The organism is Janthinobacterium sp. SUN033, from assembly GCF_030397595.1.
Classification (GTDB): domain Bacteria; phylum Pseudomonadota; class Gammaproteobacteria; order Burkholderiales; family Burkholderiaceae_D; genus Janthinobacterium; species Janthinobacterium kumbetense.
Map to the genome: position 1 here is coordinate 345,384 of NZ_JAPQNV010000002.1, position 13,404 is coordinate 358,787.

The 13,404-nt window shown below is 64.7% G+C and carries 13 protein-coding genes; 2 read left to right on the top strand and 11 right to left on the bottom strand.

The genetic code is table 11. From position 1 onward, the window contains the following. Positions 1-12 precede the first annotated feature (12 nt). Positions 13-1,239, top strand: a complete 1,227-nt coding sequence (locus OX460_RS10155; protein WP_289898570.1) for a DUF2325 domain-containing protein — start codon at positions 13-15, stop codon at positions 1,237-1,239. 13 nt (positions 1,240-1,252) lie between these two features. On the opposite strand, the gene OX460_RS10160 is transcribed toward OX460_RS10155, so the two are convergent. From OX460_RS10160 to OX460_RS10185, 6 genes are all read right to left on the bottom strand, one after another. After that, complete coding sequence (locus OX460_RS10160) at positions 1,253-1,804, bottom strand: glutathione peroxidase (RefSeq protein ID WP_099666984.1); 552 nt, start codon at positions 1,802-1,804, stop codon at positions 1,253-1,255. 72 nt (positions 1,805-1,876) lie between these two features. Beyond that, positions 1,877-3,241: a sulfite reductase subunit alpha gene (locus OX460_RS10165; RefSeq protein ID WP_289898571.1), complete on the bottom strand. Its 1,365-nt coding sequence runs from the start codon at positions 3,239-3,241 to the stop codon at positions 1,877-1,879. Between the two features lie 12 nt (positions 3,242-3,253). Next, on the bottom strand, positions 3,254-4,285 hold the full coding sequence (locus tag OX460_RS10170; protein WP_289898572.1) for an FAD:protein FMN transferase: 1,032 nt from the start codon (positions 4,283-4,285) through the stop codon (positions 3,254-3,256). A gap of 30 nt (positions 4,286-4,315) precedes the next feature. Beyond that, the gene (locus tag OX460_RS10175; RefSeq protein ID WP_099666981.1) at positions 4,316-5,140 is read right to left on the bottom strand and encodes a DUF4198 domain-containing protein; all 825 of its coding nucleotides are present in this window, start codon (positions 5,138-5,140) and stop codon (positions 4,316-4,318) included. A 10-nt stretch (positions 5,141-5,150) separates the two neighbouring features. Continuing rightward, entirely contained in the window at positions 5,151-5,666 is a 516-nt protein-coding gene (locus tag OX460_RS10180; RefSeq protein WP_077407565.1) for a DUF2271 domain-containing protein, read from the bottom strand. A gap of 33 nt (positions 5,667-5,699) precedes the next feature. After that, entirely contained in the window at positions 5,700-6,353 is a 654-nt protein-coding gene (locus tag OX460_RS10185; protein WP_251350418.1) for a PepSY-associated TM helix domain-containing protein, read from the bottom strand. A 272-nt stretch (positions 6,354-6,625) separates the two neighbouring features. Here OX460_RS10185 and OX460_RS10190 point away from each other — a divergent pair, with 272 nt between their 5' ends. Further along, a complete protein-coding gene (locus OX460_RS10190) occupies positions 6,626-7,123 on the top strand; it encodes a pyridoxamine 5'-phosphate oxidase family protein (protein WP_099666979.1) in 498 nt (165 codons plus the stop codon). A gap of 134 nt (positions 7,124-7,257) precedes the next feature. Here the strand turns inward: OX460_RS10190 and OX460_RS10195 are convergent, their stop codons facing one another. The 5 genes from OX460_RS10195 to OX460_RS10215 all read right to left on the bottom strand — a co-directional run bounded on the left by OX460_RS10195 (position 7,258) and on the right by OX460_RS10215 (position 13,382). After that, the gene (locus OX460_RS10195) at positions 7,258-7,521 is read right to left on the bottom strand and encodes a hypothetical protein (RefSeq protein ID WP_077407571.1); all 264 of its coding nucleotides are present in this window, start codon (positions 7,519-7,521) and stop codon (positions 7,258-7,260) included. 200 nt (positions 7,522-7,721) lie between these two features. After that, complete coding sequence (locus OX460_RS10200; protein WP_289898573.1) at positions 7,722-8,096, bottom strand: KGG domain-containing protein; 375 nt, start codon at positions 8,094-8,096, stop codon at positions 7,722-7,724. A gap of 312 nt (positions 8,097-8,408) precedes the next feature. Continuing rightward, positions 8,409-8,807: an MAPEG family protein gene (locus tag OX460_RS10205; protein WP_099666977.1), complete on the bottom strand. Its 399-nt coding sequence runs from the start codon at positions 8,805-8,807 to the stop codon at positions 8,409-8,411. Positions 8,808-8,856: 49 nt separating this feature from the next. Then, positions 8,857-12,261, bottom strand: coding sequence for a PAS domain S-box protein (locus tag OX460_RS10210; protein WP_289898574.1), 3,405 nt, complete (start codon positions 12,259-12,261; stop codon positions 8,857-8,859). Continuing rightward, complete coding sequence (locus OX460_RS10215; protein WP_289898575.1) at positions 12,258-13,382, bottom strand: hybrid sensor histidine kinase/response regulator; 1,125 nt, start codon at positions 13,380-13,382, stop codon at positions 12,258-12,260. Before OX460_RS10215 ends, OX460_RS10210 begins: the two co-directional genes overlap by 4 nt. Positions 13,383-13,404 lie beyond the last annotated feature (22 nt).

Here is a 13,404-nt window from a genome sequence, read left to right on the forward strand (position 1 = left end):
CAGGATATCGCCATGTGTGACAAAGACCAGTCCCTGCCCGTCATCAGCAATTGTTCCAGCGGCGGGGCCGAACCGGCCGCGCTCGCTTCCCGCCGCCGCCGGCTGTGGGAACTGTCGCATACCTGTCATTGCCCGCTGGTCGGCGTGGGCTTGCCCCTGGGATACCTGCGCAAGCTGGTGGGCAAGATGACGGGCGGGCGCGTGCTGGCCGACGATTACGAAGTGCACGTGGGCGCCGTGACGGAATGCGGCGCGCGCAACCGCCTGTCCGAAGCGCTGCAAAAGGAACTCGAACGCCGCTACGCCCCCGTGATCCTGCGCTTTCGCGGCGCCAAGACGACGGAGCAAGTGGCCGAACTGTGGCGCACGGCCGTCGCCAACGGCGACGTGTCGGGCGCTTTCTGGGCCGGCCTGACGCACCCGCGCTGCGATGCCGAGCTGGAAGAGCAGATGTGCAGAGACTTGCACATGATCCAGCACCAGGCCGGCGCCTGCGTGCGCGCCGACATGGGCAAGTTTACGGCCTTGCAGGAAGAAAATGCGCGCCTGACGCACGAACTGGCCAAGCTGCAACAGCGCAGCCAGGCCGCACTGATGGAAAAAACGGGCGAACTGGAACGCCAGGAAGCCGTGCTGCTGCGCACGCGTGCCGAGGCGATCGGCAAGGATAGCGTGATCGACGGCTTGCGCGCGGAACTGGCGCAATTGCAGGCGGCCATTCCGGCGCTGGAATCGCGCACGCGCCTGGTCGAGCGCCTGGCGCAAATGGATGAGCGCGAAAAGGACTTGCGCCAGCAAATCGCGGATTTGAAGCAAGCCCAGCCACGTCCGACCGCGGCCGTGCCGCCACCGGCGCCGAAGCTGGAAGTGCCGACGGGCGGCAAGCTGAAAATGCCGATCCGCCTCGTCGATCAAAGCGTCCTGTGCGTAGGCGGACGCAGCGGCAATGTCGCCACCTACCGCGCCCTGATCGAGCGGGTCGGCGCGCAATTCGCCCACCACGACGGCGGCCTGGAAGACAATGCCAACCTGCTCGATTCGAGCCTGGCGGCGGCCGACCTGGTGATTTGCCAGACGGGCTGCATCAGCCACAGCGCCTACTGGCGCGTGAAGGATTATTGCAAGCGCACGGGCAAGCGCTGCGTCTTCATCGACAACCCCAGCATCTCCAGCCTGGCACGGGGCTTGCAGGAAGTCAGTGGCGAGATGGAGCCGGCCGCGCTGGACGCCGCCGACTAAACCAGGCCTAAACCTAGGCCTGCAACTCGCGCGCGATCGCTTCGCGCAAGAGCGCATCATCGACCGTGGTGTCGGGCGCAAAACGCCCCACCACCTTGCCGTCCTTGCTGATCAAAAACTTCTCGAAATTCCACAGCACGTCGCTGGGCTGCTCCTGCGTGATGCCGTAGCCGGCCAGCTTGGCGCGGAAATCGCTGCCCGGTTTTTCCTGCGCCCGCGGCTGCTCCTGCACCAGGCGCTGGTACAGCGGATGCTGGCCCGGCCCCTTGACGACGATCTTTTCAAACATGGGAAATTGCACGCCAAAGGTCCCGCGGCAGAAATCGGCGATCTCGGCATTGCTGCCCGGCTCCTGCGCGCCGAATTCATTCGCGGGAAAACCGGCCACCACCAGGCCCTCGGCCTGCTTGTCGGCGTAGAGCTTTTCCAGTCCTTCGTACTGCGGCGTCAAGCCGCAGGCGGAGGCGACATTGACCACCAGCACGACCTTGCCGCGATAGGCATCCAGGCTGGTGGGTTCGCCATTGATGCGGCGCAAGGGAATGTCGTAAATACTGTCGCTCATGATGTATCTCCTCGGCGGATAAAACAATCATGATAGCCGTGTGTGCGCGAACGCGCTGGCGGCGTCAACAACTCAGTAGACGTCGCGCCGGTAGCGCCCTTCCGCTGCCAGCGCGTCGAGCGCGGGCCGTCCCAGCATCTCCTGCAGGGCCTGGTCGACGCCGCCCGCCATACCGGCCAGGCTGCCGCAAATGTAGATGGCCGCGCCCTGCTGCAGCCACAATTTGATTTCATCGGCATTGCCGCGCAAGCGGTCCTGCACGTAGGTCCGCTCCGCCTGGTCGCGCGAAAACGCCAGGTCCAGGCGCGGCAAGTCACCGCTGGCATGCCAGTGCTCAATTTCCTCGCGATAATGGAAATCGTGGTCAAGGTTGCGTTCGCCAAAGATCAGCCAATTGCGCCGCTGCCCTGCCAGCACGCGGCTTTTCAAATGGCCGCGCAAGCCGGCGATGCCGCTGCCGTTGCCAATTAAAATCAGGGGCCGCTGGGCATTGTCTTCCAGGCGGAAACGCCGGTGCTGGCGCAAGCGCAGTTGCACCACGTCGCCGACAGCGGCCTGCGCCGTGAGCCAGCCCGAGGCCAGGCCCAGGCTGCCGTCGGGATGCGCATGCTGGCGCACCAGCAAGTGCACGCCGCCGTCGTGCGGAATCGAGGCGATCGAATATTCGCGCGGTTGCGCAGGATCAAGCGGCGCGGCCACCTGCACCAGATCGCCCGACTGCCAGTCAGGCAGGCTGCCCGCCACGGGCGCCAGTTCCACGTGATAGATGGGGCCGCCGGCGCTGCCGGGATTGAGCAACTGCCGACGCGTCAGGCGCCAGTCGCCGAATGCGGGCGCGCTCCAGTCAGGTGCGTCGCTGGTGCCGGCCAGGTGGCTCAGGTGCTGGAACCATTGCTCGATGGTGGCGCTGGCGCTGCGGTCGACTTCGATGCGCTCGAACAGGCGCGAGGCGCCCTGCTCCGCCAGCCAGGCATCGAGCGCGCGGCCGAAGCCGCAGAACTGGCCATAGCTGCGGTCGCCCAGGGCCAGCACGGCGTAGTGCAATTGCGGCAGCGCCAGTTCGCCCGTCATCAAACGGCCCATGAAGGCGGCCGCATTGTCGGGCGCATCGCCTTCGCCATAGGTGCTGACCAAAAACAAGGCCCGTTCCGCTTGTTGCAGATCAATGGCCGTGAGGTCGGCCAGCGCGCACAGGCGCACGGGAATGCCGGCCAGTTGCAGGCTCTGCGCCGTTTGCGTGGCCAGTTCCTCGGCATTGCCCGTCTGGCTCGCATACGCCACCAGCCAGGCGGGACTGTTGGCCAGCGCCGCCTTCGCGGCGTCGGACGCGCGGCGCCTGGCGCGCGCGCGCAGCCAGGGCGCCAGGCATACGCCCGCATAACTGAGGGACAGGGCGGCCAGCAAGGCCAGCCGCGTCGTATCGTGCGTAAAAATCATGGAATCAATCGTTCATTCGTCGAGCATGGCCAGCATGTGGCTGCTCAGCGTTTCATGGTAGCCATCGCCGTCGCGCTGCAGGAAGCGCGCGGCCAGGCCCTGCTCTTCAGCCAGCGCCATGCCGGCTTCCGGGCCCAGCACCGCCAAGGCCGTCGACCAGGCATCGGCCGCCATGCATTCGGCGTGCACGACGGTGACGGAGGCGAGTTGATTGGCGATCGGCATGCCGCTGCGCGGGTCGATGGTGTGCGAGAAACGCACCGTGCCATCCTCGAAGAAACGCCGGTAATCGCCCGAGGTCGCCACGGACAAGCCGTGCAGCGCCAGCAGCATTTCCGGCGGATGCTGCGCATTATCGGCGGCGCCATCGACCTGTTCCAGCATCACCCACCACGGCTGGCCGTCGGGCTTGCTGCCGGCGCCGCGCAGCTCGCCGCCCACTTCGACCAGATAATGGTGGATGCCCTGGCTGTCCAGGTAGCGGGCCAGGCGGTCCACGCCATAGCCCTTGGCCACGGCGGACAAATCCAGCTGCAAGCCGCCCGGCTGGCGCGCGCGGCGGGCCGGCAAGTCCAGTTCCAGGCGGCGGCGCTGGCGCTGCGCCAGCAGCAGCGCCACGGTATCGTCTTTCGGCGGCAGGAAGCCGGGCTCGTCGTAGCGCTTGCGGGGGCCGAAGCCCCACAGGTTGACGAGGGTACCGGCGCATGGGTCATACGCGCCGCCGGACGCCTGCGACACGTGCATGGCAAAGCCCAGCACCTCGCAAAAGGCGGCGGGCAGGCTGTGCCAGCTGCCGGGTTCTGCCCGGTTGAAACGGCCCAGGTCCGAGTCCTCGTCCCAGTGGCTCATTTGCGCTACAACAAGATCCAGCTGCTGCTGCAAGCCCTGCTGCAGGTCGGCGCTGCCCGCGCGTCCCGGCATGGAGGGTTCCAGCAAGCGCACCGACCAGCTGGTGCCCATCGACAGGCCGCGCAAGTCCCGGATCGCGGCGCCGGGCGGCGCGACCTGATCGGAAATATGCTGCGGCAGCAGGACCCGGCGCATCGGCGCTCTCGCTCGCGAAGATGCCGCCGCTTACTGCGGCAGCACTTCCACGGAAGCCGCGTAGGTGGCGCGGCGCTCCGGCATCACGGGCGGCTGGCCGGCCACGGCTGGGGCGGCCGCTGGCCAGGTGCTGCTCAGATAATACATGCCGGCGGCCGGCACGGTGAACGTGATCTCGCCCTTGGCATCCGTGCTCTGGCGGATTTCCCCCAGCACGCCACGATAGCGCACGCCGCCTGGCACCAGGCTGAACGCCTGGTTCGCCGCCGGCTTACCGTCGATCAAGAAACGCCAGGTGGCTTTCTCGCCCGCGCGCAAGTCGTTCGGGTGCGTCACCGGCACGAATTCCAGGCCCACGCCCGTCGGTTTGAATACTTCCGTGCTGGTTTCGCCATTGCTGAAGAAAGTTTCCAGGCGCGCTGCCGTGCGCGTGATTTTTACGTCTTTGGCGTCGGCCGGCACGTCTTTCTTGAAGGTTTCCTCGTTGCCGCGGAAACGCTTCTGCTCGCCGTTCACGGTGTAGCTGCCCATCACGTTTTGCGACACGATGGCCGCCTTGTACGTGCCCGGCTTTTCCATTTTCACGTCGAAGACGCTGCGCAAACGGCCCGTCAGCGTATTTGCTGGCGCGACCTTGGCGCCGTCCGGGCCGATGACTTGCAGCGCGTCCAGGCGCAGCGGCTGGTGGTCGATCTCGAACAGGCCGTCGGAGACGGCGGCATCCACCGTCACCCAGGCGTCCTTGCTTTCCACCATTGTGCTCGATGGCACCATCCAGCCGCGGTGGGCGTGGGCGTTCATGGCCAGGCCAGCCAGGGCCAGGGCGATCAGGGGTTTGTTGAATTGCTTGAACATGGGGTGCGCCTTATGGTTTGAGTTGGACGACGACATTACCGAGTTCTTCCTTGCCTTTGGCTGGCACGGACTGGGCCGATTTCAGCGGCCACTGGAACGGCACGCGCACCAGTTCGCGTCCGCCCGCTTCGCGCGCCGCTTCCACCACCACCTGGTATTCGCCGGCCGGCAACTTGTCGAGCAAGGCCTTGGCGCCTGGGAAGGTCAAGGTATGTTCGCCCGGCGCACGCGTGGCGCCGCTGACGCCGTCCACGGGCATGGCCAGGTCGCGGCCGCTCTTGCGCCACCATTGGCGCATGTCCTTCAGCCACTTCTCGCCGACCTTGTCTTTCTTTTTCACGTCATACAGCACGGCCAGGTTGCCAACCACCTTCTGGTCCGCCGTTTCCAGCCATGCCGCCACGTAGGGACGGTGGTATTCCGCCACGTTCAATTGCGGGAGTTCAAGTTTGAGGGACAGGTCGGCCGCCATCGCCGACGTACCGATCAGGGGAAGGCCAAGCGCCAGGGTGTAGCGTAATTTCATGGTGTGCCTGTAAAAAAGTAAGAGTAAAAACGATCAGTGAATAAACAGCAAGGCGATCGCGCAGGGTATCAAGATACCGAGGCCAACCATCGGCCAGGTAAATGGCCGGTTGGCCGCGTGGAACTTCAAAATCAATAAGCCCGTCAGGCAAAACACGATGCAGGCGCCGGCAAAGATGTCGATGAACCAACTCCACGCCACGCCCGTGTTGCGGCCCTTGTGGACATCGTTGAGCCAGGAGACCCAGCCCCGGTCCGTCAATTCGTATTCGGCGGCCCCGTCTTCCAGGCCGATGCGCACCCAGGCGTCGCCACCCGCCCTGGGCAGCGGCAGGTAGACTTCGTCGATCGACCATTCGGCGGGACGGCCGCCCGCATTGAGCGACCACTGCTGCTTGAGCCAGGCTTCGGCGTCGGCCGGCATGGGCGCATTGGCGCCATCGTGCTTGGCGGCATACGCGGCCAGCTGCGTGACGAGGGGTGCCGGCAACGCCGCCTTCTGGCGCGTGACCGCCGGCTTGGCTTCGATCTGGCCGGCGTGGTTCAAGGTGATGCCGGTAATGGCGAACAGAAACATGCCCAGCAGGCAAAGCGCTGAGCTGATCCAGTGCCATTGATGCAAGTTCTTCAGCCAGACGGCGCGGCTGGCGTTGTTCTTGGCCTTGTCTGCTGCGCCCGCATTACCCATCGAGCGCTCCCGGCAAGGAGCGGGCCAGGTGGCGCGACAAGTCAGTGTGCTTCATTCCCATCCTTCAATCAAAGTTCATGCCTCATTTTCAAACAAATGATAATGATTATCATTTATTAAGTCAATACATGGGCGCCCCGTCGGGCCAGCGTTTTGTAACAGCTTTGAAACATGGCGCGAGGCAGGCAGTCGCCACTACGTAAGCTGCCGTACAGAGCCGCCTGCCGCGCCCGCCTATGCTGTTGTTCAGGACAACCATCAAGGGAGCACCCATGCAAGCATATTCCAGCGAACAACTGGCCAGCATCGCGGCCAGGATCAAGGACGTCAAATTCGGCATGCTGACCACCAGCGATGACATGCGCACTCTCACCAGCCGGCCACTGACGCAGCAGCAGGTCGACAGCGAAGGGCACATCTGGTTCTTTGTCTCGGACGAAGCCGCCTACACGCGCGACTTGCTGAACAATCCACAAGTCAACGTCAGCTTTGTCGATACGGGCGACAGCCTGTATGTATCCGTCTGCGGTCACGCGCAGTTGCTGAAGGACCGCGCCAAGGCGGAAGAATTGTGGAACCCGCTGCTAAAAGCCTGGTTCCCAGGCGGACTCGACGATCCGAAGCTGTCGCTGATCAAGGTAACAATACAGTCAGCCGAATACTGGGATAGCAGCGCCAGCAAGATGATGCAATTCTATGAAATGGCCAAGGCCGCCATCACGGGCGAACCGCCAAAGGATCTGGGCGAACACGGACGGGTCGACCTGTAGCCGGGTCGCCAGTCTGACCCGCACCGGCAAGCAGGCGACATTGTCCGCGCGCAAGGGGAAACGGCCAGCCGCCGTGCGCGAACACGCCCGGCGGCTGACCCTACGGAAATTGTCAGACAGTCAGGAAGGGAAGCTCAGACGCCCGTACTGCCCGTGGTGTCGGGCGCATCGTCGGCGCTCTGCCGGCTTTGCCCGGCGGAGCCGGACTGGTGATGCGGCAAGCGGTCGGCGCGCCGCACTTCGCCGATGGAAAACAGATCGTCGCCGATATCGAGGCCTTGCTCGCTATCGACCAGTACAAAGTTTTCGGCCGAGTCGGCCGTGCTTTGCTTGCTGCCCGCCGTGGATGGCGTGCCGCCCTGGCTATTGCCCGGTTGCGGCGTATTCGCGTTGCCCATTATCTTCTCCCTGATCATCAATGCAAGTTGACTGCGCGGCGATTGCCAGGCGATTGCACCTTGCCAGCGCAGCTATTTCATCATAGTCCATGCCTGCTGCATTGCATCAAAATTTTGCGGCGACCGGACAGATGCGGCCATGACCAGCGGCGTGCCTGCCGCTGACCATGGTCACCGCTACCGCTCATTACCACTTGCTGCTACTTGTTGCGCGAACCCGCGGAACCCGAACCCGACCCCGAACCGCCGCTTTGCTTGTTGCCACTGTCGCGGTTGCCCTCCTGGTTCATACTGGCATTGTCGCGCGTGCCGCTGGAGCTGGAGCTGGAGGCGCTTTGCCGGCTGGCATCGTTCTTGTGGCTTTGGCTGCCTGCGCGGCGTGCCTCTTCCGACGTGAATTCATGCGCCGTACCCTTTTCATGCGCGGCACGTCCGCCTTCGCTGGCGATTTCGCGCTGCTGGGCGGGGTCCATGGAAGCGAAACCCCGTTTGCTGGTATCGCTTTGCTTGCTGCCGCCGCTACTGCTGCTACTGGTTTTACTACCTTGCTGTTTATTGTCGCTCGATGTGGCCATGATGATCTCCTTGATCGATGGAATCAGAAACAGTGCAAACCATGCAATTCTTTCCCCTCGCATGGCAAGGGAACCGTCATCTTAGTGCGCGCATGGGGTGCAAGAAATAGGAGGATGCCAAGAGCGCATGTAGGATGAGTCCCGCCCGTGGTGGCGCAGTTACTTTCAGTTTTCCACCAAAAGTACCAGATACTCAGCAGTTAGCGAGGCAGCGCACGCGGCCAGCCGCCGGGGTGGCTGGAGAACGGCGGCATCGGAACTTGCCGCGCATCGCCTCCGACACGCGGCCGCGGGACGCCAGCGGCGGGGAATTCAGGAAGCGAAGAGGATGGCCCAGAACAGCATCAGCAAGCCGGCAATCGACACGCACCACACGAGCGTGCGCACGACGGGCACGCCAAACGCATACAGGGGCAAGTACAGCACGCGCGCGGCCAGGTACAGGGCGGCGCCATACAGGGTCAGCGCGCTTTCCTGCGCCGTCACGTGGGCGATCAGCACGGCGGCGGCGAACAGGGGCAGGGTTTCGAACAGGTTCGCCTGGGCCCGCTGCAAGCGGCCCGTGATCTTGCCCACGGGCGGGCCTTCGCCGTCGCGCGCGCTCACGTTATACGCCGTGCCCGTCTCGCGCGTGCGAAACAGCGCGGGCAACAGGATTTGCACCAGCGCCAGCACGAGGGTACAGGCCAGCATCGTCAGTTCAGGAGTCATGCCTTACCTCTGCAGGGTGGGACAGGCTGGCCGTGCCGGCGCATGCCCGTCAGGGTTGGTCGAGTGCCGCTTGCAACTCCATCAAATCATAGGGCTTGCGCAAGACGCTGGCGGAAAAGCCCAGCTCATCCATCGATTCCTTGCCATAGCCGGTGGAAAAGATGATGCGCATGTCCGGTTTATCGCGCAGCACCATGCGTGCCAGCGCGATGCCGGACATGCCGGGTAGGCTGACATCCGTAAACAGGATATCGAAGTCTTGCTCGTTGAGCAACTCCCACGCCGCTTCGCCATCGGACACGCCGCTGACCGTGTGGCCCAGCATGCCCACCAGCTCGCACACCATCAGCTGGGAATCGAGATTGTCTTCCACCACGAGTATCTTCATCGAAGTCGGCATGTCCCCCTGCGGCACCAAGGCATGGCCCGTCAAGTCCAGCCCCGGCGTGCCGCCTCCCAGCACGCCGGCCGCCGTGCTGCCGCTTGCCAGCGTGCCGGCCACGGGTGCGCCGGACCGTTCGAACTGGCGCGCGCGCATTTGCTGCTGGCGGTTGGCCAGCACATGGCGCAGCTTGCGCGCCAGCTCTTCGCGCCGGTATGGCTTGCTGAGCAATTCCACCCCCGCATCGAGCCGGCCTTCGTGCACGATGACATCCTGCGCGTAGCCCGAGGTAAACAAGACGGCGATATCGGGCTGCAACTCGCGCGCCTGGCGCGCCATCTCCGTGCTGCTGACGGGACCGGGCATGATCACGTCCGTAAACAGCACGTCGATCTGCGCACCGCTGTGCAGCACGGCCAGCGCGCTTTCGCCATCCTCGGCCTTGAGCACCTTGTAACCGAGCGCGCCCAGCATGTCGACCACGGTGGTGCGCACGCCCACGTCGTCTTCCACCACCAGCACCGTTTCCGTGCCGCCCGTGACGACGCCGCTCAATTCCAGTTCCTCGTCCGCTTCGGCCATCAGGGATCGGGGCAAATAGATTTTGACTCCCGTGCCCACGCCAGGTTCACTGTAGATGCGGATATGGCCGCGGCTTTGCGTGACGAAGCCGTACGCCATCGACAGGCCCAGGCCCGTGCCCGTGCCTTCCGGCTTGGTGGTGAAGAACGGTTCGAAGGCACGCTGCAGCACGGGCCCGCTCATGCCGCGGCCCGTATCGGTCACCGACAGCATCACGTACTGGCCCGCCGGCACGTCGACCAGGTTGTGCACATACTGTTCGTCGAGCACGACGTTGCCCAGTTCGATGGTCAGCTTGCCCACGCCATCCATGGCGTCGCGCGCATTGATGGCCAGGTTGAGGATGACGTTCTCGATCTGGCTGCGGTCGACCAGGGTATTCCACAGTCCGCCGCCGCCCACCAGCACGATGTCGATCGCTTCGCCCAGGGCGCGCCGCAACAGCGCATCCATGTTGCGCACCACGCGCGTCAGGTCGGCCACCACCGGTTGCAAGGGCTGGCGCCGCGCAAACGCCAGCAGGTGCGACGACAGCTTGGCACCCCGCTCGACGGCGGCAATCGCCGTGTCCAGGCGCTGGCGCATGAGGCCATCCGTGCCCGCCAGGTGCTGCAGCAAATGCAAATTACCGGAAATGATTTGCAGCACATTATTAAAGTCGTGTGCGATGCCGCCCGTCAACTGGCCCACGGCTTCCATCTTTTGCGCCTGGCGCAAGGCGTCTTCGGCCTTGGTGCGCTCGTTCACTTCCTGTTCGACCCGGTGTTCCAGCGTTTCGTTCAATTCATGCAGCGCCTTTTCCACGCGGCGCCGGTCCGTGATGTCCGTCTTAACGGCGATCAAGGAACGCGTATGACCCTGCTCATCGACCAGGCGACTGACATTGCTCGACACCCACACTTGCGAGCCATCGGGCTTCAGGTAGCGCTTTTCCAGCGAGAACGACTCGCCCGTTTCCACCAGGCGCTGGAACAGCACGCCGTTGCCAGGCACGTCCGCCGGATGCATGATGTCGTTCATGTTCAGGCTCAGCAGTTCTTCGGCGGAACGGCCCAGCATGCGGCACAGGGCGCCGTTGACACGCTGGAAACGACCATCGAGGCCCAGCTCGGACAAGCCCACGGAAGCCTGGCCGAAAATGGCGGCCATGCGCTCCTGGCTGGCGTTGAGTTCATCCTCGATCTGACGCCGCTCCGTCACGTCGAACGACACGCCCACGTAGCGGCGTTGGCCTGGCACGCGGCCGGCCACCACCTCGCCCTGGCGCGCGATCCAGCGCAGCGCGCCATCGGCGGGACGGCGGATGCGGTATTCCACGTATTCGAGGGGATTGGGCGCCAGATCCAGCTTGCTCGGTCCGACTTTTTGCTGGTCGCGCGCATCGACCAGGCTCACCAGCAGCCGTTCCGTCACTTCCGTCTCGTCGGCAATGCCCCACAGGCGGCGGAAGGTAGGCGACACCAGCATCGCGCCCGTCTCGGGGAACCATTCGAAGGTGCCGATGCCGCCCGCCTGCTGGGCCAGGCGCAACCGCTCCTCGCCTTCCATGCGCTCGGTGACGTCGATGCCTTCGACGAGGATGCCCGTGACCACGCCCTCGTCATCCTTGATGGGCTGGTAGACGAAATCGATGTGGCGCTGGCCCGTCTGCCCGTCCGCCGTCTGCAAATCCACTTTGACCTGGCGCCCTTCGTAAGGTTCGCCCGTGCGATAGACCTGGTCGAGCAGCGCGATGAAACCTTGCGCCTTGACTTCGGGCAAGGCCACTTCGACTGTCTTGCCCAGCAGCTCAAGTTCGGGGCGTCCCACCAGGCGCAGATAATGTTCATTCGCCAATTCGAACACGTGTTGCGGCCCGCGCAACATGGCCATGAAGCTGGGCGCCTGCTGGAACAGGGCGCGCAGCAGCGCGCGCTCCTCGCCCAGGCGGCGGTTGGCCGCGCGCACGGCCTCGCTCTCGGCTTGCAAGGTGGTGTTGAGCTCGCCCAGTTCGGCCGTGGCCAGCTTCAGCTGGCGCCCCTCCTCCATGCGCGCCGTCAATTCCAGCGCCGTGCACAGCACGCCATCGACCTGGCCGCCGGCGCCATGCACGGGTGTGTAAAACAGGTCGAAGCAGACGTCCGCGTGCTGTCCGCCGCGCAACAGCGGCAGGCAGCACTCGCGGTGCACCTGCGTCTCGCCGCGCAATCCCGCGTCGAGGATGCGCGCGTTCCAGTCCCAGATTTCGGGCCAGACGGCCGGCACCGTGCCTCCCAGCGCCGCCGGATGGCGCGCCCCGGCGATCTGGATGTAGTCGTCGTTGTAAATCATCACATGCTGCGGGCCCCACATCAGCACCATCGCCATCGGCGAATTGAGGACGATGTCGACGCTGGTGCGCAAATTGGCGGGCCAGCCATCGAGGGCGCCCAGGCTGGTGGCGGACCAGTCGCGCTGGCGCACCAGCTCGCCCATATTGCCGCCGCCGCGCGGCCAGGCTGGCGCGCTCATGTGGCCAATCCCGCTTGCACGCGCACCTGGCACTGGCGCGGGATGCGCACCGTCGCCAGCGTGCCCTGCGCCTCCGTCGAACTGAGCTCGACCGTGCCGCCATGGGCCTTGACGAACATGTTCACCGTGTACAAGCCCAGCCCCAGGCCCTGCCCCGTCCTGCGCTTTTCGCCTGCCTGCTGGAACGGCTCGAACAGGGTCGGCAGCAAGGCGGCGGGAATGACGCCGCGATTAGCGATGCGCAATTCAATGCTGTCGGCGTCGCGTCCGTCGAGGGCCAGCTGCACCGGCGCGCCCGCCTCGCCATGCGTGAGGGCGTTGCATAACAGATTCGAGATGACTTGCGACAGCAAGCCCGCGTCGCATTGCCCGTGCAGCTCGCCAACACTGCTGAGCTCAACAAGGGGCGCCTGGCCGGCCGTCTCGAATTCCTCGACGATGGCGCGCGCCAGCGCCAGGTAGTCGTGCGTGCTGCTGCGCAACTCCATCGTGCCGGAACGGATGCGCGCCAGGTCCAGCAACTGGTCGACCATGCGCGCCATGCGCTTGGCGCTGCTTTCGATGCGCTGCGCCGTGACGATCACCTTCGGGTGGTCGCTCATCATCGGCAACAGCATGGCGCCGTTCATCACGACCGACAGGGGCGTGCGCAAGTCGTGGCCCAGCACGGCCGTGAACAATTCATTCAGGTGCAGCGCATGCTTGAGCTCGTCGAGCTGGGCCGACAACTCGCGTTTCTGCTGGTACAGCTGGACCAGCACGGCCACCTTGCTTTGCAAGGCTTTCACGTCGATGGGCTTGTACAGGAAATCGACGGCGCCCGCCTCGTAGCCACGGAAACTGTAGCTCGGTTCGCGCGACGCGGCCGTGAGAAAAATCAAGGGAATGCTGCGCGTGCGTTCGCTGCCGCGTATCAGCTCGGCCAGCTCGAAACCATCCATCTGCGGCATTTGCACGTCGATCAGGGCCAGCGCCACGTCATGCGTCAACAGCAATTCCAGCGCCTCGGCGCCCGAGCCGGCCTTCAGGATGACAATACCGGGCCGCGCCAGCACGGCTTCGGCGGCGACCAGGTTTTGCGCGATGTCGTCAACGACGAGGATATGGATAGGGGCGGTCACGGAATCATCTTCAGGCATCGCA